This is a genomic window from Acetonema longum DSM 6540 (genome assembly GCF_000219125.1).
In the GTDB taxonomy this organism is placed as follows: Bacteria; Bacillota; Negativicutes; order Sporomusales; family Acetonemataceae; genus Acetonema; species Acetonema longum.
Window position 1 is genome coordinate 1 of the sequence record NZ_AFGF01000240.1, and the last position, 21795, is coordinate 21795.

Below are 21795 nucleotides of genomic sequence, written 5' to 3' on the forward strand. Positions count from 1 at the left end.
CGCTTTCCCGTTCTTTTTTTATGGCTCCCCGGTGAACTGTCCCGATTCAGCCTAATTTTTTCTGAAATTTAACAATACTGACCGTCAGGGCCACCGTGATAAATACCAGCAGGGCTGCGATCTGGCTCCAGAGGAACCGGATGCTCAGCCCTTTTAAAATTATGCCCCGCAGGATCTCCAGGAAGAAGGTCAGAGGGATGATATGACTGAGCCAGAAGAAAAACCGTGGCATGGCTTCCCGGGGAAACATGAAGCCTGACAGCAGAACACTGGGCAAAAATATAAAGAACGACATCTGCATGGCCTGCATCTGGGTTTGGGCCATATTGGAGATCAGGATGCCCAGGGCCAGCGCCGCCAGGATATAGATCAGGGTCAGTCCGTATAACAGCAATATGCTGCCCTGAACCGGCAGGTCAAAGACGAAGATGCCTACCAGCAGGGCCAGAGTCACCTGCACATAGCCCACAAAGACATAGGGAATGATTTTCCCCAGCATCAATTCATAGGATTTCAGCGGAGTGACGATGAGCTGCTCCAGGGTGCCCCTTTCTCTCTCCCGCACAATGGCCATGGAGGTGATCATCACCATGGTCATTGTCAGCACGACGCCCAGGATGCCCGGCACCATATAAAAGGCCGTGACAAAATCCGGGTTGTACCAAGGCCGGATGCGGATGTCATAGGGAGCCGCGATGCTTTTGCCGGCGATTGCCTGCATTTTTTCCACCAGAATCTGCTGAGACTTGATCTGACCGATCATCTGGGCGGTGCTGATGGCGGAAGAAGCCGCCATAGAGTCCGAGGCGTCCACGATGACCTGGAAACTGGCGGTGCGGCCATGTTTTAAATTGGCGGCGAAATCGGGCGGAATGATGATCCCGACCTTGGTTTTGCCGCTTTCGATATGGTCGGAGACTGCCTGGAAGCTGCCGGCCGCATAGTTGATGTCAAAGTAGCCGCTGGCCTCAAAGGATGATAGCAGGTCCCGGCTTTCGTAACTGAGAGACTGGTCGAACACCACCGTGGACAAATGCTTTACGTCGGTATTGATTGCATAGCCGAAGACCAGCAGCTGGACAATGGGAAGCATGACCATCATGGCAAAGGTCAGCCGGTCCCGGCTCATCTGAATAAACTCTTTCACAAGCAAGGCCTTTAAGCGGATCATCACGCCAGCTCCTTCCGGTGTGATTTTACATAGTAGACAAATACGTCTTCCAAGGAAGGCCGGATGACCTGGCAGTCCAGATCGGCAAAGCGGCTTTCCTCCTCCCGTGATACCAAGAGATGCACCGCTGCGCCATGGGCATAAGCATCCAGGAGCGGACGCTGTTCTTGCGCCAGTGCTTCCAGCAAAGCCATGGGTTCCTCGCATAAGACCCGCAGCAAAACGCCGGGAATCTGGCGTTTTAACTCTTCCGACGCTGCCGAAACGATCAGGCTTCCTTCATAGATGAAGCCGATCTCGTCGCAATGCTCGGCCTCATCCATGAAGTGAGTGGTAACCATGATAGTGGTTCCCCCGGCCGCCAGGTCATAAATCATATCCCAAAACCGGCGCCGTGCCTTGGGATCTACACCGCCGGTAGGTTCATCCAAGAACAGGATGTCAGGCTGGTGTAAAATGGAGCAGCCCAAAGCCAGTCTCTGTTTCCAGCCGCCTGACAGGTTAGTGACCAGTTCCTGCTCCCGGCCCCGCAGTCCGGCCATGTCCAGCATAGCCTCGATTCGCCGTTTCTTTCTTTCGCCGGCCAGACTGTACATCCCGGCATAAAACTCCAGATTCTCCCGGATGGTCAGATCATCATAAAGGCTGAATTTTTGCGACATATAGCCAATCTGCTGCTTGATGGCCTCACTGTCCTTAATGATGTCACAGCCTAAAATCCTGCCGCTGCCGCCGGTAGGGTTCAGAATGCCGCAAAGCATGCGGATGGTAGTAGACTTGCCGGAGCCATTGGGTCCAAGAAAGCCATAAATACTGCCCCGCTTAATACGCAGGCTGACTTTATTCACGGCGGTAAAATCGCCGAATGTGCGGGTCAGGTTGTGCGTTTCCACTGCGTACATTGCTATTCCTCCCCTGCCAGTTCCACAAATACATCCTCCAGAGACGGCGCCGTTTCCCTCAGGCTGCCGATATCCAGGCCGGCTGCCGCCAGTGCCTGGCGAATTGCGGCCATGGCTGTCTCCGGGTCATCCACTACCAGATGATATTTATCGCCAAAGGCATTCATGTCCCGGATAGGCACTCCGGCCAGATGGCGGTTGATATGCTTGGCTGAGGTCTCCAATTCCAGAATGCGATGGGGATAAGACCGGCGCAGCCGGAGCGGGGAGCCGCAGGCCACGATGCGGCCCTGGTGCATGAAAGCTACCCGGTGGCAAAGCTCGGCTTCATCCATATAGGGAGTAGAGACCAGTACCGTCATACCGTCCTGGTTCATGCGGTACAGCATCTGCCAAAACTCCCGGCGGGACACCGGGTCCACGCCGGTAGTAGGCTCATCGAGAAAAAATAGCTTGGGACGATGCATCAGACCGGCTGCCAGAGCCAACTTTTGCTTCATGCCGCCGGACAGCCGGTCAGCCAGCCTGTCCTGAAAAGGCAGCAGATTGGTAAAGGCCAGAATCTCTCTGGCCCGGGCCGCAATGGCCGCGGCATCGGCTCCGTAAAGCGAGCCTAGCAGCCGGATATTCTCGATTACGGTCATATCCCCGTACAGGCTGAATTTCTGGGGAATATAGCCGATATGCTCTTTGATATCTTCCAGATTTCGCCGCCCCAGCACCTCGATCTCGCCGGCGCCGGGAGTCAGCACGCCGGTCAGCAGCCGGATCAGGGTAGTTTTACCGGCGCCGTCGGGCCCCACCAGGCCGAAGATCTCTCCCGGCTGTACCTCTAAGGTGACGCCGTCCACCGCCCGGACCGCACCGAAGTATTTCGCCGCCTGCCGCAGCCGGATCATGGCAGGACCACATCTGCCGGCATGCCAGGCTTTAACAGCAGTTCGCCGTTATCCACCCGGACCTTGACGGCAAAGACCATGTTGGCCCTCTCCCGCTGCGTCAGACTCTGGCGGGGGTTAAACTCGGCGGTCTGGCTGATTTCTTTCACCTGGCCGGCAAAGACCTTGTCCGGGAAAGAATCCACCCTGATCCGGGCCGGCTGGCCCAGGCCAATCTGCCCCATTTGGCCGGATGGTATATAGATTTTGACCCAGCAGTCGGTCATATCGCCGACGGTGGCGACGGGTGCTCCTACGTTGACAAACTCCCCCTGCTCATAGTTACGGGACAACACCAGGCCACGAACCGGACTGATCAGGATGGTATCGGCCAGCGTGGACTTGCTGGCGTCCACAACTGCCCGGGACCGCTCCACTTCTTTCCGCTGGGCGGCAATCGTCTCCGGCCGGCTGCCTTCCTCCACCAGCTGCAGCCGTGACTGAGCAGCGGCCAGAGAATGATAGGCTACCTCATAGGCGGAACGGGCGTTATCCCGCTGTTGGGCCGAAACTGCCCCGTCCTGGTAAAGCTTTTGGAATCTCTCCCAATCATTTTTGCTTTTGTCATATACTGACCGGGCCGAAGCCAGCATGGCCCTGGCCTCTGTCACTTCCTGCTCCCGGGCGCCGCTTTCCAGATCCCGCAGCTGAGCCTGCGCTTTGGCCAGGGCCGCTTCGTCCCGCAGCAGCTGAGCTGTCAGATCGGTCCGGCTGACCTTGGCCAAAACCTGTCCGGCTTGTACCGTATCTCCCTCCCGGATTGTAAATTCTTCCAAATAGCCTGCCACTTTGGGCGCAATATCGGACTGGGTGATCTCAATGGTGCCGCTGGCTGCAATGCCGTCGATCTTTCTTCCTGTCAGCTTATAGGCTGCGCCTGCTCCTAACAGAGCCAGTATCACGGCCAGGGCAATCAGTTTCCGCTTCATATTTCTTCCCCCATTCTCGTATCAGCTATTGTTATCCGCAACGTCGTCATGCAGCGCAATCCCATTCAGGAAAATATCCAGAGCCTGACGGTTAAAAACCCCTTCATGATTTTGCCCCTGCGGCAAAAATCCTTCCGCCAGAGGCCGGGCAATAAAAAAGAAATTCAGTATGCCGGCCAGCGCCACCGTGGCATAAGCCGGATCCACATCCGGCCGGATCTGTCCGGCCTCGATTCCTTCCCGAATGGCTTGCTGCAAAAACAGCGCCACCAGGCCAATGGTTTTGCGAACCGGTTCAAAATGGACGGTGGGATTGGTAATTTCGGAAAACACCAGCCGGATGAGATAGGGGGACTGGTTATGGATGTTCAGCACTCCCTGGCCATACCGCCGGATCTTTTCCAGCGGCTCCAGATTATTCAATTGCGCCTGTTTGATCACAGAGCGGATTTTTTCCAGATGGGCTTCCATGACGGCAGCATATAGGCCTTCTTTTCCCCCGAAGTAATAGGATATCATGGCACTGTTGGTTCCGGCGGCATCAGCCAGTTCCCGTATAGTGACAGCTGCCAGCCCCTTTTTAGCAAACAGCCGGGTCCCTACTTCGATCAATTTATCGCGGGGATCTTTATCCACTGCGGCACCTCAATTCAATCAATCATTTAATTTAATCATTTGATTAAATTATAACCAATAGATAGACCGATCACAAGATCTAATTTCCAAACTTTTAAATTTCATAATATATAGAGTGTATGACCCGGCATTGGTCATGCAATTCAAACCGGCTTAAGGAGGCGTTGAAAAAGGCCATAGAAAAAGCCGACCGTAAAATCGGCGGCTTTTTCTATGGGCCTGCCGTGTCAGCAGGCATAGGTCTTAACAAGTTATATCAGGCGTTTTCTCAATGGTTGCGTCATCCACATTGGCACTGACCAGCTTGGCAATGACCAGATCTCCGGATACATTCAAAGTGGTTCTGCACATATCAAGGAAACGGTCAACACCCAGAATCAGGCCCAGGCCTTCTACCGGCACACCCACGTTGACGCACAGGATCGCGATAATCGGCAGCGTGCCGCCGGGAACGCCGGCAGTTCCGATGCCGCCCAGCACTGCGGTCAGAACGACCACGATCTGTTGTTCAATCGAAAGGCTGACACCAAAAACCTGCGCCAGGAACAGCAGGACCACACCTTCATAGAGACCCGAACCGTTTTGGTTGGCGGAAGCGCCGCAAGTCAGAACGAAACGGGCAATCTTGGGAGGCAGTTTGAGGGTCTTTTCAGCGGTTTCCAGAGCGATTGGCAGAGTAGCGTTGGAAGAAGCAGTTGAAAAGGCGTATACATAGGCTTCTTTACATTTTTTAAAAAATTCCCAGGGATTGGTTTTGGCAAATACCTTCAGGCATAACGCGTAAACAACGAATTGCTGAATTAAGAGACTCAGCACAACCACGAAGGCAAAGTAGGCTACATTGGTCAGGAAGCCGGCTCCCATGCGATAGGTCGTATTGAATACAATGCCGAAAATACCATAGGGAGCGATTTTCATCGCCCATGCAATAACCTTTAGGGAACCGTCAAAAATGGCTTGCAGCACATGGACAATGGGGTGATCTTCTTTAACCACCAGACAGAGAGCATAGCCAAACATCAGGGCAAACACCATAACCGCAATAATTTCACCGCCGAACGCCCTTGCTGCGGAGTCGATCGGATTCTGCGGGATCAGCTCGATGATGTAGTTCATCCAGGGCTTGCTTTGAGCCGCCTCCATATTTTTATTGATGCTGATGACTCCCTGATTTTTCGCCAGGGCCTCCCGGTCAAAGTCTATGCCGACTCCCGGCTGCATGATATTCGTCATGGCAACCGCCAGCAATACGGCAATCAGGCTCAGTCCAATCGTAAACATCAGGGACTTTTTGGCGACCTGGCCTAAGTTGCGTCCTTTACCCAGTTCGAAAACCCCGAGCATTAACGCGGAAACTAAGAGGGGCACAACCACCATGAATATGATTTTGAGGAAAATAGCGCCTACCAGAGTGCAGACATTGGTGACTGCTTTCATGGACGGATACGATTTTTCCGGGAAAACATAATAACCGATTAATCCGACTATGATACCCAGCACAAAACCCAATAAGAGCTTCTGATATTGTTTCACAACGTGTCCTCCTTTTTTTTAATCTTTCACTTTACGATACGGCATGTCCTACAAAAAGTAACAAAAAAGATTAAAAGCCATCTCTGAATAATCTGACTTTATTTTTGAATTATTCCGGGTCCGTCACGATCAGATTCTTCCAGGGAATCAGGATGACAAATTCTGCTCCCTGCCCGGCGACGGACGCCACCTGAACCGTACCTCCCATATCCTCACTGAGATTTTTGACGTGGCAAAGACCTAATCCCGTTGACATTTTGCCGGTTACCGGCGAAAATTTGGTGGAATATCCCGGCTGAAACAACAAAGTCCATTCTTCTGTTTCAATGCCGCTGCCGTCATCTTCCACGCAAAAAATACAGTTCTTCCCCTCGCTGGTCTGTCTGACGCAAATCGTGCCTGACGGATTGCAGGCTTCGATGGCGTTCATAATTAAATTGTCCAGCATGGACACCACCGTATAGTACTGGTGCGTAAAAAAATCCTCAGAATAGTGGAAGCTGATGGCGATATCTTTGCCGGAAGCCGCAATATAGCGCAGAACATTCTGCTCAATAATGTCAAATACTTCGGAAAGCTTCATGTATTGAGACTGATCCAGGCCGGAAGGATTCAATACTTTTTCAATACTGGCGATCACCCGGCTGTAGTCTTTTTTGACTTCATGAATATCCCGGGCGATGATCAGGGCCTCACCGGCAGGACGCTCCATTTTCGCTCCGCTTTGTTCCTGCTGTTTCAGCTGGTTATACAGCCAATAGCTGCGTTCCATGACGGTCTCGATATCCTGGGACGACTTTTTCAGGTAAAAGAGTTCTGTTTTCAGCTTGGCCGTCATGACCAGCAGCTCAGAATAGCGCCGCAGCTGATCCTGCACCAAAACAAAGGAATGATATTTGTGCAGGAGCATATAGCCGTACACGGAGAGTACCGACCGGACCAGGGCAATCAGAATCACGCCGGCCAGCGCCGTTTCATAATTCACGGACTGCAGCGCCGGGCGGAAAAACAGTTCCACAATATTGCTCAGAGCGTCGGTAGTGCTGAGCAATAACACGCTCAGCGGGAAACGGCCGACTGCGTTGCGTATAGTAAACAGTTCAAACATAACAGCGAACACAACATAGTAAGAGAAAGCCGGAATATGGCTCAGGAATGCCGTGACAAAACTCCCTTGTCCCAGCAGGAGGGAAACGGCGACCCGCTGGGCCACAATGGCTGCGCCGCTGAACAGGATCACCCGGAAGGCAGGCAATTCCGGGAAAGACAGGATCAGGACGGATAATACGGCAACCCCCAATGTAAACCGGAATTGATTATCAAAGGGATAAATAAACACCATACTGGCCAGGGTAACCAGCATTACCGCATGGATGATGAGCTTAGGCTTCGGCGTTCTCAACGCTAAAGAGGATTCCTTCCACGAACTTCTTGACATTAATTTTCCCCCGGTAATGGCTTTTGCCGTTTACATAGTTGATTTCCTGCCGCACTTCCTTGAAGTCAAACAAAGAAGAGTTATAGTCCTGAAACACTTCATTATAGTAATCCTCGGTCGCCAGATTGGCCAGGTTTTGCATTGCCTTGGCAATCGTGCGGCGAATGCGTTGCTCAATGGTCTTGGCATCCTGACCCAGCTTCTGGGATAACTGTTCGTAGAGTTCATTCAACTGATACGACATTTTCCCCTGATTTTGCTGTTTAGCGCTGATGAGTTCAATTAACAGATAGATATCATTGATTCCTGCTTCGCCGATAATTCCCAGATCGGAGAATATCCGGTAGATGATTGATTTTTTCTGGCTGTCGCCGGCAGTTTTAGCCGGGGCGCTAGGCCCGTCAAACTGGGATGCGGTCTGGCGGACGTAGGAGATGAATTGACGCAGATTGCGGCTTTCCCGGACCCGGTTGATGACCGACCGGACTTCCAGGACATTAATCGGTTTATGAATAAAAAACTCAATGCCGCTTTCATAGGCCCTGGTAATCATCGGTTCGCTGTTGACCTGCGAGATCATGATATAAGAAGTGTCAGGGCAACCGGCGGCCAGGCGCTGGATCAACTCGACGCCGTCCTGGCCGGGGAGCAGGAGATCAATCAATGCGATGTCCGGCCGGCTTTCCCGCAAAATCTCTTCTGCCATGATTCCGTCACTGCATTCGGTCACGCTTCCCAGCCTTGCTTCCTCAATAATCCGCCGCAGCATCTTCCGGATGCTGATATCATCGTCAACAATAGCCAGACGCAGTTGCATAACAATCTCCCTCCTCCCTCTTGGATAAATATACTTTATTTTATTCGATAAATATTGCCGCCCTCCTTTTTTGTCAGCCGTTCCCTGCTTTTCCCGGCATGTATGTCTGACTTCTGCTGCCGCTGCCGTCACTCCCGGTGTAAAAGCTTATTTTTCTCCCGGCTGCGCTATTTTATGCTATAATGAAAAGGCATTGTCAATCTTTAACGAAAAAACGCGCCGCTGTCGACGCATGAGGCGAAAAGAACAAAAATGGAAATAGCCGCCAAGCTGATGTATATGTTTACCGACCTGGTACTGCCGCTCACTTTAGGTTACTATTGCCGGCAGAAGCAGTGGCTGAGCGAGACCTTCTGCAACCGGATCATTGACCTGAATATCACGGTTTTTTGCACGATTCTGGCGATTTTAAGCTTTTGGGTCATGCCGCTGAATCCAACGCTTCTTTGGCTGCCGGTGTTTGGCATCCTGCTAAGCTTCATCCCCGGACTGGCAGGATATTGGATCGTGCGGGGAAAATACCCGGACGGTCCGGAAAAGGCCAGCTACCTGGCAGCGGCCCTGTTGTCCAATATCGGCTCCCTGGGCGGTTTGTGCACTTTTTTTCTCCTGGGGGAAGCAGGGTTTGCCTACAACCAGATCGTCGCCTTGTTTCAAAACCTGGTTTTCTTTTTGTTTTGCTTTCCTCTGGCCTCTTACTATCAAAAACAGCTGCACCAGCCCATGGCAGAAACAGACGCCAGCCCAAGCAGCCTGGCATCTCTTTTTTTCACCCGCAAGCAATTGCCGACACTGGGGACTTTTGCCGGAATCCTGCTGTATACAGGCGGCATACCCCGGCCGGATGGCCTTAGCAGCCTGTTTACCGCCCTGATTCACATTTCCGCCTGGTTTGCCTTTTTTCCCGTAGGCTATTCCATCCAATTCGCGGAAATGAAACACTACTATCGCAGCATTCTGGATCTTTTGCCGGTGAAATTCCTGTTTACGCCGCTGGTCGGCTATTGTATCGCCAGCCAGCTGTTTACCGACCGGGCAGCGCTGGGAACCATCCTCATTGCCGCCAGTTCGCCTGTCGGCATTAACTCGGTCATTCTGGCCCGGCTGTATGATTTCAATGTCCACCTGACCAGCGCCGCTTTTTTCCTGTCCACCGCTGTTTTCCTGGCGGTTGTATTGCCGACCCTCATCCTTTGTCTCTCATAGACACAGCTCTTGCGGCAAAATGCCTTGACCCGCACTTTTCCGGGTCAAGGCATTTTTTTAGTCAACAGGGGAAAGGAATTTTCCTCAGGAAAAAGGCAGGCGGATGATAAATGTAGTTCCTGCCCCAAGCTTACTGGATGCGTCAATATTGCCGCCATGGCTGTCCACAATGGATTTGGCCATAGCCAGGCCCAATCCGGCGCCGCCTTTTGCCCGCGCCGGATCTGTCTGGTAAAAACCGTCAAAAATCCTGGACAGATGCTCGGCGCTGATCCCTTCACCGCTGTCCGTGACTTCTATGACCACCAGCCCCAGAAGGCGATATGCCTTTATTTCTATACTGCCGCCCCATGGCGTATAACGGATGGCATTATCCGCCAATATGCCGATTAATTGCTGAATCCGCTGCGCATCGCCATATAGCATGATTCCCGCTTCGGCATCAATGCTTAAAGTGACGCCTCCTGCTTCAGCCATGGCCTGCAGCGCCTCTGCCACGGCTGCTTCCAGTACCTGAGCCAAATCAAACCACTGTTTATTGAGCGCTTGCTGCCGGCTGCCTGAGCGGGCAAGAAACAGCAGGGAGTCAACGATCTTCGCCATATGAGCGGATTCTTCCTGCATATTGTTCAGCCAGTGCTCCTGGTCGGATACAGCTTCTCCCCGATTGCTCCGGACAATATCGAGATTGGCCTGAATCACCGCCAGAGGGGTGCGCAGTTCGTGGGAAGCACCGGCGAGAAAATCCTGCTGCCGCCGCCAGGCATGCTGAATGGGGATCATGGCGCGATTGGCCATAAGCAGGCTGCCCATTGCGGATAAAACCAAGAAGCCGGCGACCGGCAGCATATAGCCGGAAGGTTCCGGCCTGTGCGCTATTGCCATAAGGTATGTCCCGGCCGCCAGGAATAAAAACAATAAGACGAGAATTCCCCAATTCGTGAGAATAAGCCGTAAATGTACATTACGAAACATGCTCATCTTCCCTGTTTAAAATTTATAGCTTAAGCCGATGCTCAGCTCATCCCGGCTGCCTTGATACTCAAAATAGCGGTAATGAAAGTTCAGATCATATTCTTCCGTTAATCTGAAATTGAAACCGGCCTGCAGTTCTTTAAGGCCTCTGCCGGCAAGGAAAGAGGTGTAACTGCTCCAGTCCGGCGACAATTCCTGCGTTATCGCCGCGCCTACATACTTTTTGGAAGTCTCGTGGACTATCGTCCGGCTGCCGAGGATGATCTTCAGTCCCATATCCCCCCTCCTGCCGCCATAACCCATAACGTCAAATTGCCCGTAAAAGTCTCTCAGGTCGGAGTTGTCGTTATAATCCACGAGTTGAAATCCGAAGGTAAAGGTTTCATTAATCTTACTCTCAAAATAATAAGTATCGCTATCCTGACCAAACAGCATGCCCATCGCTCTTTCTCCCATCTCCAGGTTATTGACGGGAGCGGCAAAAACGATGCTGCCGGCCTGAAAATAAAACAGCATGGTTAGTACGGAAAAAAACTGCCTGTACACTTTTATCCCCTCACTTTATCCGGTTATTGTCTGGCCTTGCAGGCAACCCGGCAGATTCCTCTTTCCGTGTTGCGCAAAAATTGAATGAAGTCTGCCACTTCTTCACACTCAGGAATCTGCTGCTCCATTATCTCCAGAGCGCAGGAAAGCCCCAGGCCCGATAAATATAGAATTTTGTAAGCCCTTTTTATGAGCTGGCGGGTTGTTTCTCCAATCCCGGCCCGGGTCATGCCGACAGTGTTCAGCCCGGCCGCCTGCGCCGGATTACCGGCTGCGGTGATAAACGGGGGTACATCCTGGACTATTTTCGAGGCGCCGCCAACCATGGCATTTCGACCGATTCTTACGAACTGGTGAATACCGGTCAGCCCCCCAATGGTCGCTCTGTCTCCCACCACTACGTGTCCTGCAATCATGGCGGCACTCGATACAACTACATGGTTGCCTATGACGCAATTGTGAGCAACATGACAATATGCCAGCAGCAGGCAGTCTGAACCGACCCGCGTTTCCTGCCCCTCGCCGGTGGCGCCGTTAACCGTGACAAATTCCCGGATCTGGGTATTGTCGCCGATCACGATGTAGCTTTTCTCGCCACGGAATTTTTGGTCCTGAGGCGGAGAACCGATCGATGCGCAGGGGTAAATTTCACAATTTACCCCGATATCGGTCCAGCCGTCGATAATGGCATGAGACTTAATGACCGTATTATCCCCGATGCGGACGTTTTGGCCGATCACAGCGTAAGGGCCGACGTCAACATTTTTGCCCAGAACGGCGCCGGGATGGACGACCGCAGTTTCATGGATGTTAGAAGAAGTCCGGAGCTTATACTGGTCCTGCATCATTTTGTCGATACACCTCTTTGTGGAGATTTTGCCGGGATAGCCTCCCTGCTGAACAATATTATGAAACTCCTGGTCTGGTCAGCCCTAGAAAAAGCCCCTCGTTGCTTTTTTGCAGGTACACCATTCCCAGCATATAAGAAAATTTTTCTTGCTGCTGCCTTGAAAGATGGAGGCTTATTTCTTTGATTTTATCGATACGCCCCAGTTGCTTGCGCCTTTTCTCCCAGGAAAGCGATCGCCGGGAAATAATGGTCCAAACCTTTTTCTGATTTTTCAACAGGGCTGCAACGATCTTTGCCTGCTGCTCCCTGCTGAGGTCCAGCATCATGAGAATGCCGGCAAATTGCTGTTTGGACTGATCGATTTGTTCCAGTTGGGTTTCCAATATCCGGCGTTGCTGCGGCGATAACAACTGCCGGATATCCCGGTTGATATTCTGGCGGGTTTCGCCCATTTGCTGGAGATAGGACAGGAGCTTAAGGTACTCGTTAGGATTCTCCAAATGAGCAGCCTTTATGTTTTTCTGGCCTATTTTCACCTGTTTGTATGCATCAAAAATAATTCCGTCAATTTTTTTTCTTTCTTCCGGCGAAACATCCAGGCTGATCCACAACACCTCTTCGGAAGCAGGGGCGGCGCAAACGCCGGGATGCATCCCCCCTATTTTTTCACCTATTACTAAACAGATAAGACAAATCACTATTTTTAGTTTCAGCGGCATAGTTTTGCTCCTTTCAAGCCTCACAGGAACCCTCCCTGCAGCAATTTTTTTCGGGTCAGCCTGAGCCGCTCGCCTTGTCTCTCAACATATAGCCGACGCCTCTTATGGTGCGGATGAGTCTGTTACAGCTAAAAGCACTCAGTTTTTTACGAAGAAAATGAATGTATACATCGACAATTCCTAAACCAGTTTCGGCTTCCACCCCCCATAAGCGGTCGAATATCTGCTCTTTCGTTAAGATCTGTTCCCGGTTTAGCACTAAAAACTCCAGCAGCTCGTATTCCCTGGCCGTAAGCCATAGTTCCTCGGATTGAAAATACGCTTCTTTCAGCTTCGGATTCAACGTTATGTTTTTATAGGACAGCAGGCCTTGCGTTGTTTCCCCGCCTTTTCGCCGTAACAGGGCCTTTACGCGGGCGAACAGCTCGGATACGGCAAACGGTTTAACCATATAATCATCCGCCCCCGCATCCAGCCCCAAAACCCGGTCCTCAACGCGGTCCCGGGCAGTTAACATGAAGATGGGAACGGTATCTTTCCTGGTGCGCAATCGCTTTAAGATGTCTAAACCGCTTGTGCCGGGCAGGCTGATATCAAGGATTAACAGATCATAGACAATCTGCTCGGCAAAAAAGAGCCCTTCATCGCCATTATTGGTATGGTCAACGTCAAACCCCGCCGTACTAAGAATCGTCACAATCGTATCACGCAGGAGGTCCTCATCTTCTACAACCAAAATTTTCAAGATAAATCACTCCTTAATTTAATGGGTCTATTTTTAGTTCTTTTAAATATTTTTGTCGCATCTTGTCGCATTTGGTTGAATTTACTATATATCATTTTGTTTAAATATTTATTAACGTTTATTAAGCATTTATTAATGCATTCTTAACGATTTCTTAACAAGTGCTTAAAAATAAAAAACGCAATGAATCGGCAGGATAATCTGCTAATTCGTTGCGTTTGTTTACTATGTCCTCAATCTGACGCGGTCAATTCCCGCTCATCTGTTCTTTCAGCATGTAGCCGACCCCTCTGATGGTGCGAATGAACTTATTACAGCCGAAAGCACTCATCTTTTTGCGCAAAAAATGAATATATACTTCAACAACTCCTAAGCCTGTTTCCGCTTCTATCCCCCATAACCGGTCAAATATTTGCTCTTTGGTTAAGATCTGTTCCCGGTTTAAGACTAAAAATTCCAGCAGTTCATACTCTCTGACTGTCAGCCACAACTCCTGCGATTGATAGTATCCTTGTTTCACCTGAGGATTCAATACCAGGCTTTTATAGGAGAGCAGCCCCTGAGGCGTTCCTCCGCCTTTGCGGCGCAAAAGGGCTCTTACCCTCGCCAGAAACTCAGATACCGCAAACGGTTTGACCATGTAGTCGTCCGCCCCGGTGTTTAATCCTCTTACCCGGTCTTCAATGCAATCTTTTGCGGTTACCATGAGTATCGGAACGGTATTGCCCTTTGCCCGCAATTGTTTTAGGATTTCTATGCCGCTGATTCCCGGCAGCATAATATCCAGCACCAGCAGATCGTATACAGCCTGCTCCGCCAAAAAAAATCCCTCTTCCCCATCATCTGTCTGGTCTGCATCAAAGCCTGCCGCGCTAAGAACCGTCACCATTGCGTCACACAAAAATTCACTGTCTTCTACCACCAAGATCTTCAAGCTAATTCTCTCCCTGCGATTGCCTCCCTGCCGAAATTCTTCGTCCTTGCCGCTTTTTGTTAAAATTCATGTAAAATGCATTGAAGGTTACTATAGCTTAGTTTTCTTAATAAAATCTTAAAAGATTCTTTAGTTAGCCTTTACGATTTTCATTAGCTGCAGCGCGGAGGATAAAGCCATTCTTACCTCGTAAGAATCAAGCGAAACATTTAATAACTGCTCAATGCGCTGCTTTCTCAGCTGGATCGTTTTATGGTGCAGATACATTTGTGCTCCTATTTCTTTAAAACTCAAGCCTGATAAGAGTTTTTCCAGTGTTTCCAGCAAATCAGGGTGCGCCATTAACGGGCCGATCCTCTGCGTAATATAGGCAGCTGCCTCATCCGTAGCGGCAAACGGGGCCAGAACCTGATAGATTCCACAGTCTTCGTAGTGATAGATCCGCTGATGCGGCCAAACTTGCCTGCCGATTCGTATAGCGGTTGCCGCGTTCTTCAGGCGATTGGCAAAATTCGCCCACCCATCGGAATAATTTGCGGTTCCGATATAAACTGGCGTATCCGGCAGATACATTGATATATATTTCATGTAATCCGCAGCTGCCGCCAATTCCTTTTGCTTACGGGCAGCGTCAGCCAGAGCAGGCGTTATGATGCCTACGCCCCGGGCAGTTTCCCAGGCATTGGTACGCTCCTTACGGTTCAGCTGGTCCACCAGCGCATCCATCATTTGCTGTTTGCGGTACATGCTGTCTTCGTCGCCGGGTAACGTGTCCATAGAGAGAAAAAAAAGAGAAAAATCTTTGGGAACATAGATCTTGTCCCGCCAGCCCCATTCTAGCACTTCGGTATCATTACAATCATTTCTTGCGGCAAGCTGATTGAAAAAGTCGCGTTTTTTCGTGCGCTCATAGGCTTGGTATAAAAGGCTTTCGGCTTTTTTGCGCTTAGTTATGTTCCGGGTAACGCCGGTAAATCCAATCATTTCACCGCTGCTATTTTGAGCGGCATTTACGGTGGATTCCAGCCAGATCATTTTTCGGTCTTTGCAGCGTTGTTCACATTCAACAATGACCGGACGACGGGTTCCTGCAGCGGTTAAAAGTTCGATGGTCGAGCTTTGAAAAACCACCTGGAAGAATGGCAATGGCGTCTGGCTGATCGGCTTTCCCTCAACCTCCCCAGGAGTAAATCCTAATAACCGCTCAATGGAAGGACTGATATAGCGAATCACCATTTCATGATCCAGCAGCCAAATCACATCATCGGTATTCTCGGCAATAAGCCTGTATTTCCGTTCGCTTTCCCTGGTAGCCGCTTGCTGCCGTTCAAGCTCGGCAATATATTTTTGCTCATTTTCCGTCGCAGCTTTCAGGCGAATCGTCATAGTATTAAAGGCATGAGAGAAGTCACCCATAAAATCAACCCGTTGGCTGTAATCGCCCGCGGCAACCATGCTGGTCTGCCATGTCAGATGCCGGAGATTGGCTTGTAACGCTTTTAATGCTCCCGGCCAATAGCCTCGCAGATTCATTGTCTGCGATAAATCGCCTTCGGATAATGCAAAAGTAAATTCGCGCAATGCCAGGAGTCTTTCCACCAATTTCGCCATCTCGGGATATTGATCCGAGTACTCGGCCAGCTTTGCCGGCAGCGCCTTGCTTTGCAATACGCTATTGATTTGCTGGATGATTTCATCGATTTCGTTTGCTATTTCCGGCTTCAAGTCAATAACCCCTCTGCATGCAGGATCTATTCTCTGGATACTTCAGCCACAAACCGGCAGGTGCGATCTCCCGTACACCAACAATCCACTTCCTTGACCTTAAATTTTTCCCCGGTAAAGCTTTCCAAAATACCGGCAAAAAAACCTTCATCATACACGCAGATTTCGTAGTCCAGGTCAGGCAATCCGGAGCAATCCAAATCTTCCGAGAGGCTCATTACATACTTTCCCTGTTCATAGTCAGCCGTTTCTATGCGTAAAATACCAATACCCTTAGCGGCAAGAGCCGACTGTAATGATTGAATGAAGGCGTTGAAGTCCACTGTTTTTTGCATGGCATTCCGGTAAAATTGTTTTCCCGCCAGCAACCCCGCTTCGTAAAACATCTTATCTGCCGTTTCGGTGCCGTAATTTTGTTCCAGGACATCACGGAAGCAAAACTGCATCAAGCGGTAAATCTCAGTTCTGACCATGGGCCCCATATTCGGCCTGCCCTCTGAAATATCTCCCAGCAAACTCCAATTGAACTCATACTTTCGCCCCATAAATTACTACTCCTTTATCCTCAATGAAAATATTACAAAAATGCCGATTACCTGTTAATCTTCGTAATGCACATTGCTTTTCCTGCAATGTTGGCTTTGAAATATTATCCGTAACTATCTCACCAGGATAGTTACGGATAATATTTATCTTAAAACTATTACTCTTTGAGAGATTGTTGGCCCGGCTCGCCAATGACATAATTAAATTAACCTAAACCTTGCAAAACAGCGTAAATAATAATCATTAATATAGCGAAGAAAGGGAGAGTTAAAAATGAAGCGTATGACGGTAGGATTTCAACTGAGTGCTATATTGGGAGTGACCATCATCTTGCTGACAGGGCTGTTGGGGGTGACGCTTTATCAATTCCAGGCAGCGTCCGTTGCTTATCAGAATTTGCTCGATGGACCCGTCCATCGGACATTGGCGCTCCAGGAAGCACAGGAAAGCTATTATAAAGGGATTGCGGAACTTCGCGGTTTTATGGCTTATGGCGAGGAGAGCTATGCAGGTTTGGTGTCCAAAGAATTGAACGATAGTCTTGAAACCGTGAAGAAGGTGATTGCAGCGACATCTTCGGCGACTGCCAGACAGGAAGGCGACAAACTGCAAGCTGCGTTAGCGGCTTACGTCGAGGATCTTAATAAAGCGATCGTTATGAAACGGGTTAATGATCCGGGACTAAATGCTTTCCTCGCTTCTACCCGTCAGAAAACCGAACGAATCAATCAACAATTTGAAGCGGTTTTTGCCTCTCAGGAAGCAGCCATGGAAGAAGGGGTCGACAGGCTGAACGCCAGGGAAAGTTTGGTGATAACAGCGGTTATCACGGTTAGCGTCGCAGGCATTCTGGCGATAGCCATCCTGCTGGTCTGGTACAGCCGCAGTCTCGCCAAACGAATGAGTGCCCTGCGCGTTGAACTGATCGCGGTAAGCGAACTCGATCTGACAAGAAACGATGTACATGCAACCCGCAACGACGAGATCGGCGATATGGCCGAGGCGGTTCTGGCAATGAAAAAAGCCTTGCGGGGAATTGTCGGTCAAATAAAAAACAATGCCGATACGCTGGCGGCATCGAGTGAAGAACTGACATCAACGGTGGAAGAACAGCTGAAAACTTCCGAGATCATCGCCAATTCAACGGGTGAAATTGCCGCCGGCGCCTCCCAAAACGCCAACAACATCACCGAAATTTCGGCGGTCATCGAAGAAGTCACTGCCGGAGCGGAAGAGATGAACGCCAGCGCGGCCACCGTCAACCATACCGCACAACAGGCTGTATCCGATGCGCGGCAAGGGATGCAGCTGATTAAAAGGGTTGTCTCGCAGAATGAGACGATAGGAAAATCAATGCAAGATATCACTGAGGTAGCCAACGCCCTGGCAAAGGGGTCGGCAGAAATTCAGGAAATCGTGACTCTGATCAGCAACATCGCCAGCCAGACTAACCTGCTGGCTCTCAACGCCGCCATTGAGGCCGCCCGGGCCGGCGAGGCAGGCAAAGGGTTCGCAGTAGTGGCGGAAGAGGTGCGTAAGCTGGCGGAGCAAAGCGCCGAGGCGACCCGGCATATCGGAGAGATTATCCGCAAGATGACCGCCGACATCGGGTTCTCGGTAAACGTGGTCGGCAAAGCCAACACAGAAGCCGAGACCGGCAAGACTGCGGCGGCAGATACAGAGAAAGGGTTCACCGATATCGTGGAAAAGCTCGGTCAGGTCCAGGACGGCATGGAACAGATTACCAAAGCGGTAGAGGAAACAGCTAAGGGAATGCAGTCCATCGTATCCAACGTACAAAACATCAGCGCAGTGGCTCAGCAGACCGGGGCAGGCTCTCAGACGGTGGCAGCCGCCTCCGAAGAGCAAAATGCCAGTCTCAACGAAGTGGCGGGCAGCGCGGAAGCGTTGGCGCAGATGGCCGTTGAGCTCAACGCGGTGATCGGGAGATTCAAAGTGTAGTCAAACCAGTGATACCTAAAGCTTTTCATAATAAAAGAACCAGCCTTTGCCCGGTCTATTCAGGCAAAGGCTGGTTTTGATCATGGTTAGAAAGCTCATAATGAGCCGCCTATTCGATGAAGGCTTCTCTTAAGTATACCGCACCGAGAGCATCGCGGATAATGCCCTTTACATTGGATTTTTCCAAGACCTTACTGCTGTAGAAATAAACCGGAATGACCGGCATATCTTCCATCAGAATTTTTTCGGCGTCATGCATGGCCTTCATTCGCACCGCCGGATCCAGGGTGGATTGCGCGATCTTCACCAGGCGGTCATACTGAGGATTGCCCCAGCGGGTATGGTTGTTGCCGTTGGCGCTGGTCAAGGTATCCATATAGGTCATGGGGTCCAGGTAGTCGCCGATCCAGCTGCTGCGAGCCAGTTGAAAATCCCCCTTGGTGCGGGTCTGCAGGTAGACCTTCCATTCCTGGTTGGTCAGCTCCACGCTGACGCCGAGATTTTTCTTCCACATTTCCTGCACGGCTTCGGCGATCAATTTATGTTCGTCCCCGTTGTTATACAACAGGGTAACGGTTGGCAGGCCTTTGCCGTCCGGATAGCCGGCTTCGGCTAAAAGTTTCTTGGCCTCAGCGATATCATTGCCCTTGAAATAATCGCCGCCGACTTTGCGAAAATCGTCGCCGGCCCTGGCATCGGGCAGGCCGTAGGGAGTCCAGGCCATAGCCGGTTTTTCGCCGCCCTTGGTGATCAGCTCAACAATAGACTGACGGTCAATGGCCAGGGAGAAGGCCTTGCGGACTTTCACATTGTCAAAGGGGGCTTTCTTGACATTCACGCAATAATAATAGGTGCCGATATAGGGCAGGATTTTCAGCTTGTTCTCCTTTAGCAGGCGGGGAATCTCGGGCAGAGGCGGCGTTATCTCCACGGTATCCAATTGGTTGTTCTCGAACAGGTCCTGCAGAGTCTTGCGGTTATCGCTCAGGTTCAGTTCTGCTTTATTGGTTTTCACGACAGCTTTGTTCCAGTAACTATCGCTCTTGACCAGGTTAATTTTATTGTTATGCACCCAGCCGGCCATTTTGAACGGACCATTGCCCACATAGGTCTTGGGATCGGCATGCCAATTTGGATTGGCTTCGGCGGTCTTTTTATGGACCGGGAAATAAGTATAGAATGTGGTCAGGAATATGAAATAAGGAGTCGGCTTTTCCAGGGTCACTGCCAGGGTCTGATCGTCCAGAGCTTTTACGCCTACCTGGTCCTGACCGACTATCCCCTTATTATAGGCTTCGCCATTTCTCACATAAAACAGCTGCTCGGCATATTTGGAAGCCAGCGCCGGGCTGAGAGTGGTCTTCCAGGAGTACTCAAAGTCATGGGCGGTCACCGGATCGCCGTTGGACCATTTGGCATTGGCCCGGATGAAAAACTTATAGGTCAGGCCATCGGCGGATACTTCCCATTTTTCGGCAGTCCCCGGCACGGGTTCGCCTGTTTGGTCCTGGGTGGCCAGCCCTTCCAGCAGCTGCCGCAGAACGATGCCTTCGACAACGCCGACTGCCTGGCGCGGGTCCAGGGTTTCCGGCTCGGCGCCGTTGGCCACCCGCAACACTTTTTCGGCTTGGCTGCTTTGCCCGCCACAGCCGGCTAACAGGTTGACCAAGAAGACCGGCACCAACAGCAGGGCGTATGTTTTATTCCACTTCATGCTGCACCTCCACATGTATTCGATTTCCCATATATTCGTTGGACTCGGAAACATTCCTGCCGGTCATTGATCGGTGTATTGTATACATTTTATTGCAATCGAATCTTTTATGTGAACAAACTGTAAAACGATTTTTCCCAGCAAAAACAGGTAGGCTTCGGCAGTTTACGGCAGCGATGTCAAACCGCATCAGTCTTTCATGCTTGAAATGACTGATATAACATGTTTATTTCGTCTTAAAAAATAAATACTACGAAAGACACCCGCTTCATCCGGCAGGCGGCTATCACAACCGCTGCCAAAATAAAGGATATTGCCGGATCGGGTCGAATTTCACAGAAAGAAACTTTTTTAATTTTTGCCAGAGTAAAGAAAGGTACCAATTCTTATGTCCTACAAAAATATTCTCATAATACGCTTAAGCGCCATTGGCGATGTTTTGCACTGCACTCCCCTGACCCGGGCATTGCGGCAGGAATACCCCGAAGCCAAAATATCCTGGATCGTATCGCCTAAATCCCAGGATATTCTGCAGGGTAATCCTTTTTTAGATGAAATCGTTGTTTGGGATAAAGATGAATGGAAGAAGCTCGCAAGAAACAGTCTGAAAGCGGCTTACCAGTCCCTGCGCACATTGCAGAGAACATTGCTGGCCGAGCAGTATGACCTGGCAGTAGATGTGCACAGCCAGTTTCTGCCCGGGTTCATCACCTGGAAAAGCGCCCCGGTCCGGGTCGGCTTTTCCAATGCTAAAGAGATGGCGCCGCTGTTTTATAATCGCATGACGCCGCGCATAGGCGATCTGCCCATGCCCCAACAATACCTGGGAGTTCTGACGGCTCTGGGCATATCCGGGAAAAATCCGGCTATGATTATGCCCGTTGCCCCGGAGAACTGTCAAAACGCCGGCCGTATTTGGGAAACTTATCATATCCGCCCCGACGATACAGTGATTGTCTTAAATTCTTCAACCACCTGGCAAACAAAGTGCTGGCCGCCGGAACATTTTGCCCGGCTGGGAAATCTGCTGCGGCAACAGGGCGCAAAAATCCTCTTGACCGGCGCCAAAAGCGATATCCCCCTCATTGACAAAATCAAGGACAGTATAAAAGGCGAGGTCATCAGTCTCGCCGGCGAAACCAGTTTAAAAGATCTGGCCGCTGTCGCTCAAAAATGCGACCTGTTTGTCTCCGGTGACACCGGCCCGTTGCATATTGCCGCCGCTGTCGGCGCTCCCACCCTGTCTTTATACGGACCGACCGATCCCCGGATCTATGCTCCTGCAGGGGAACAGCACGCCGCGGTGCTGACCCCGGCCGCCTGCCGGTTGTGCCATAAACGGCGCTGCGACGATTTTATCTGCATGGCCCGGATAGAACCTGAGACAGTTTATCAGGAAGCGCTGAAACTGCTGGAAAAGACAAAAGGCCGGACTAAGAACAGCCAGCCTCTATATAAAGAAGTGCAGGTAAGGAAGATACCGGTATGGAACCACTGAAGGAGCATGCG

20 protein-coding genes are annotated in these 21795 nt (G+C 50.8%); 3 read left to right on the forward strand and 17 right to left on the reverse strand.

Annotation, left to right across the window (positions count from 1 at the left end; translation table 11 throughout):
- Positions 1–46 precede the first annotated feature (46 nt).
- From ALO_RS18150 to ALO_RS18185, 8 genes are all read right to left on the reverse strand, one after another.
- Positions 47–1171 carry an ABC transporter permease gene (locus ALO_RS18150; RefSeq protein ID WP_004099039.1) on the reverse strand — a complete coding sequence of 375 codons (1125 nt, stop codon included), beginning with the start codon at positions 1169–1171 and terminating at the stop codon, positions 47–49.
- Positions 1171–2073, reverse strand: a complete 903-nt coding sequence (locus ALO_RS18155) for an ABC transporter ATP-binding protein (RefSeq protein WP_004099041.1) — start codon at positions 2071–2073, stop codon at positions 1171–1173. Before ALO_RS18155 ends, ALO_RS18150 begins: the two co-directional genes overlap by 1 nt.
- Before the next feature lie 2 nt (positions 2074–2075).
- Positions 2076–2972 (reverse strand): ABC transporter ATP-binding protein, encoded by an 897-nt coding sequence (locus tag ALO_RS18160; RefSeq protein ID WP_004099043.1) that lies wholly within the window; start codon positions 2970–2972, stop codon positions 2076–2078.
- A complete protein-coding gene (locus ALO_RS18165; RefSeq protein ID WP_004099045.1) occupies positions 2969–3940 on the reverse strand; it encodes an HlyD family secretion protein in 972 nt (323 codons plus the stop codon). The genes ALO_RS18160 and ALO_RS18165 overlap by 4 nt, the downstream gene beginning before the upstream one ends.
- A 21-nt stretch (positions 3941–3961) precedes the next feature.
- Positions 3962–4576 carry a TetR/AcrR family transcriptional regulator gene (locus ALO_RS18170; RefSeq protein WP_004099047.1) on the reverse strand — a complete coding sequence of 205 codons (615 nt, stop codon included), beginning with the start codon at positions 4574–4576 and terminating at the stop codon, positions 3962–3964.
- Between the two features lie 243 nt (positions 4577–4819).
- Positions 4820–6109: a dicarboxylate/amino acid:cation symporter gene (locus ALO_RS18175; RefSeq protein ID WP_004099054.1), complete on the reverse strand. Its 1290-nt coding sequence runs from the start codon at positions 6107–6109 to the stop codon at positions 4820–4822.
- Between the two features lie 109 nt (positions 6110–6218).
- Entirely contained in the window at positions 6219–7547 is a 1329-nt protein-coding gene (locus tag ALO_RS18180) for an ATP-binding protein (RefSeq protein WP_072031878.1), read from the reverse strand.
- Entirely contained in the window at positions 7492–8364 is an 873-nt protein-coding gene (locus ALO_RS18185) for a response regulator (RefSeq protein WP_004099060.1), read from the reverse strand. The genes ALO_RS18180 and ALO_RS18185 overlap by 56 nt, the downstream gene beginning before the upstream one ends.
- 252 nt (positions 8365–8616) lie before the next feature.
- On the opposite strand from ALO_RS18185, the gene ALO_RS18190 reads away from it, so the two are divergent.
- The gene (locus ALO_RS18190) at positions 8617–9570 is read left to right on the forward strand and encodes an AEC family transporter (RefSeq protein WP_004099068.1); all 954 of its coding nucleotides are present in this window, start codon (positions 8617–8619) and stop codon (positions 9568–9570) included.
- Positions 9571–9654: 84 nt separating this feature from the next.
- Here the strand turns inward: ALO_RS18190 and ALO_RS18195 are convergent, their stop codons facing one another.
- The 8 genes from ALO_RS18195 to ALO_RS18230 form a co-directional block, all read right to left on the reverse strand.
- Complete coding sequence (locus ALO_RS18195; protein WP_050807051.1) at positions 9655–10545, reverse strand: sensor histidine kinase; 891 nt, start codon at positions 10543–10545, stop codon at positions 9655–9657.
- Between the two features lie 15 nt (positions 10546–10560).
- Entirely contained in the window at positions 10561–11091 is a 531-nt protein-coding gene (locus ALO_RS18200) for a hypothetical protein (protein WP_004099075.1), read from the reverse strand.
- A 23-nt stretch (positions 11092–11114) separates the two neighbouring features.
- Positions 11115–11939, reverse strand: a complete 825-nt coding sequence (gene lpxA / locus ALO_RS18205) for an acyl-ACP--UDP-N-acetylglucosamine O-acyltransferase (protein WP_004099077.1) — start codon at positions 11937–11939, stop codon at positions 11115–11117.
- 58 nt (positions 11940–11997) lie between these two features.
- The gene (locus ALO_RS18210) at positions 11998–12660 is read right to left on the reverse strand and encodes a hypothetical protein (RefSeq protein WP_004099078.1); all 663 of its coding nucleotides are present in this window, start codon (positions 12658–12660) and stop codon (positions 11998–12000) included.
- A gap of 55 nt (positions 12661–12715) precedes the next feature.
- Positions 12716–13405 (reverse strand): response regulator transcription factor, encoded by a 690-nt coding sequence (locus ALO_RS18215; protein WP_004099079.1) that lies wholly within the window; start codon positions 13403–13405, stop codon positions 12716–12718.
- Positions 13406–13652: 247 nt separating this feature from the next.
- Complete coding sequence (locus tag ALO_RS18220) at positions 13653–14339, reverse strand: response regulator transcription factor (protein ID WP_004099080.1); 687 nt, start codon at positions 14337–14339, stop codon at positions 13653–13655.
- Positions 14340–14468: 129 nt separating this feature from the next.
- On the reverse strand, positions 14469–16064 hold the full coding sequence (locus tag ALO_RS18225) for a PAS domain S-box protein (RefSeq protein ID WP_004099081.1): 1596 nt from the start codon (positions 16062–16064) through the stop codon (positions 14469–14471).
- 26 nt (positions 16065–16090) lie between these two features.
- Positions 16091–16609, reverse strand: a complete 519-nt coding sequence (locus tag ALO_RS18230; RefSeq protein ID WP_004099082.1) for a V4R domain-containing protein — start codon at positions 16607–16609, stop codon at positions 16091–16093.
- Between the two features lie 274 nt (positions 16610–16883).
- Between ALO_RS18230 and ALO_RS18235 the strand changes: the two genes are divergently transcribed.
- Positions 16884–18572 carry a methyl-accepting chemotaxis protein gene (locus tag ALO_RS18235; protein ID WP_004099083.1) on the forward strand — a complete coding sequence of 563 codons (1689 nt, stop codon included), beginning with the start codon at positions 16884–16886 and terminating at the stop codon, positions 18570–18572.
- A 109-nt stretch (positions 18573–18681) separates the two neighbouring features.
- Here the strand turns inward: ALO_RS18235 and ALO_RS18240 are convergent, their stop codons facing one another.
- Positions 18682–20286: a peptide ABC transporter substrate-binding protein gene (locus tag ALO_RS18240; RefSeq protein WP_004099084.1), complete on the reverse strand. Its 1605-nt coding sequence runs from the start codon at positions 20284–20286 to the stop codon at positions 18682–18684.
- A 388-nt stretch (positions 20287–20674) separates the two neighbouring features.
- Between ALO_RS18240 and ALO_RS18245 the strand changes: the two genes are divergently transcribed.
- Positions 20675–21784 carry a glycosyltransferase family 9 protein gene (locus ALO_RS18245; RefSeq protein WP_004099086.1) on the forward strand — a complete coding sequence of 370 codons (1110 nt, stop codon included), beginning with the start codon at positions 20675–20677 and terminating at the stop codon, positions 21782–21784.
- Positions 21785–21795: the final 11 nt, after the last annotated feature.

What these genes read in the sequence shown, in the direction of transcription:
- ALO_RS18150 (WP_004099039.1), bottom strand. Translation starts at nt 1,171, where the DNA reads ATGATCCGCTTAAAGGCCTTGCTTGTGAAAGAGTTTATTCAGATGAGC.
- ALO_RS18180 (WP_072031878.1), bottom strand. Translation starts at nt 7,547, where the DNA reads ATGTCAAGAAGTTCGTGGAAGGAATCCTCTTTAGCGTTGAGAACGCCG.
- ALO_RS18235 (WP_004099083.1), top strand. Translation starts at nt 16,884, where the DNA reads ATGAAGCGTATGACGGTAGGATTTCAACTGAGTGCTATATTGGGAGTG.
- ALO_RS18155 (WP_004099041.1), bottom strand. Translation starts at nt 2,073, where the DNA reads ATGTACGCAGTGGAAACGCACAACCTGACCCGCACATTCGGCGATTTT.
- ALO_RS18245 (WP_004099086.1), top strand. Translation starts at nt 20,675, where the DNA reads ATGTCCTACAAAAATATTCTCATAATACGCTTAAGCGCCATTGGCGAT.
- ALO_RS18195 (WP_050807051.1), bottom strand. Translation starts at nt 10,545, where the DNA reads ATGTTTCGTAATGTACATTTACGGCTTATTCTCACGAATTGGGGAATT.
- ALO_RS18230 (WP_004099082.1), bottom strand. Translation starts at nt 16,609, where the DNA reads ATGGGGCGAAAGTATGAGTTCAATTGGAGTTTGCTGGGAGATATTTCA.
- ALO_RS18185 (WP_004099060.1), bottom strand. Translation starts at nt 8,364, where the DNA reads ATGCAACTGCGTCTGGCTATTGTTGACGATGATATCAGCATCCGGAAG.
- lpxA (WP_004099077.1), bottom strand. Translation starts at nt 11,939, where the DNA reads ATGATGCAGGACCAGTATAAGCTCCGGACTTCTTCTAACATCCATGAA.
- ALO_RS18210 (WP_004099078.1), bottom strand. Translation starts at nt 12,660, where the DNA reads ATGCCGCTGAAACTAAAAATAGTGATTTGTCTTATCTGTTTAGTAATA.
- ALO_RS18160 (WP_004099043.1), bottom strand. Translation starts at nt 2,972, where the DNA reads ATGATCCGGCTGCGGCAGGCGGCGAAATACTTCGGTGCGGTCCGGGCG.
- ALO_RS18165 (WP_004099045.1), bottom strand. Translation starts at nt 3,940, where the DNA reads ATGAAGCGGAAACTGATTGCCCTGGCCGTGATACTGGCTCTGTTAGGA.
- ALO_RS18190 (WP_004099068.1), top strand. Translation starts at nt 8,617, where the DNA reads ATGGAAATAGCCGCCAAGCTGATGTATATGTTTACCGACCTGGTACTG.
- ALO_RS18240 (WP_004099084.1), bottom strand. Translation starts at nt 20,286, where the DNA reads ATGAAGTGGAATAAAACATACGCCCTGCTGTTGGTGCCGGTCTTCTTG.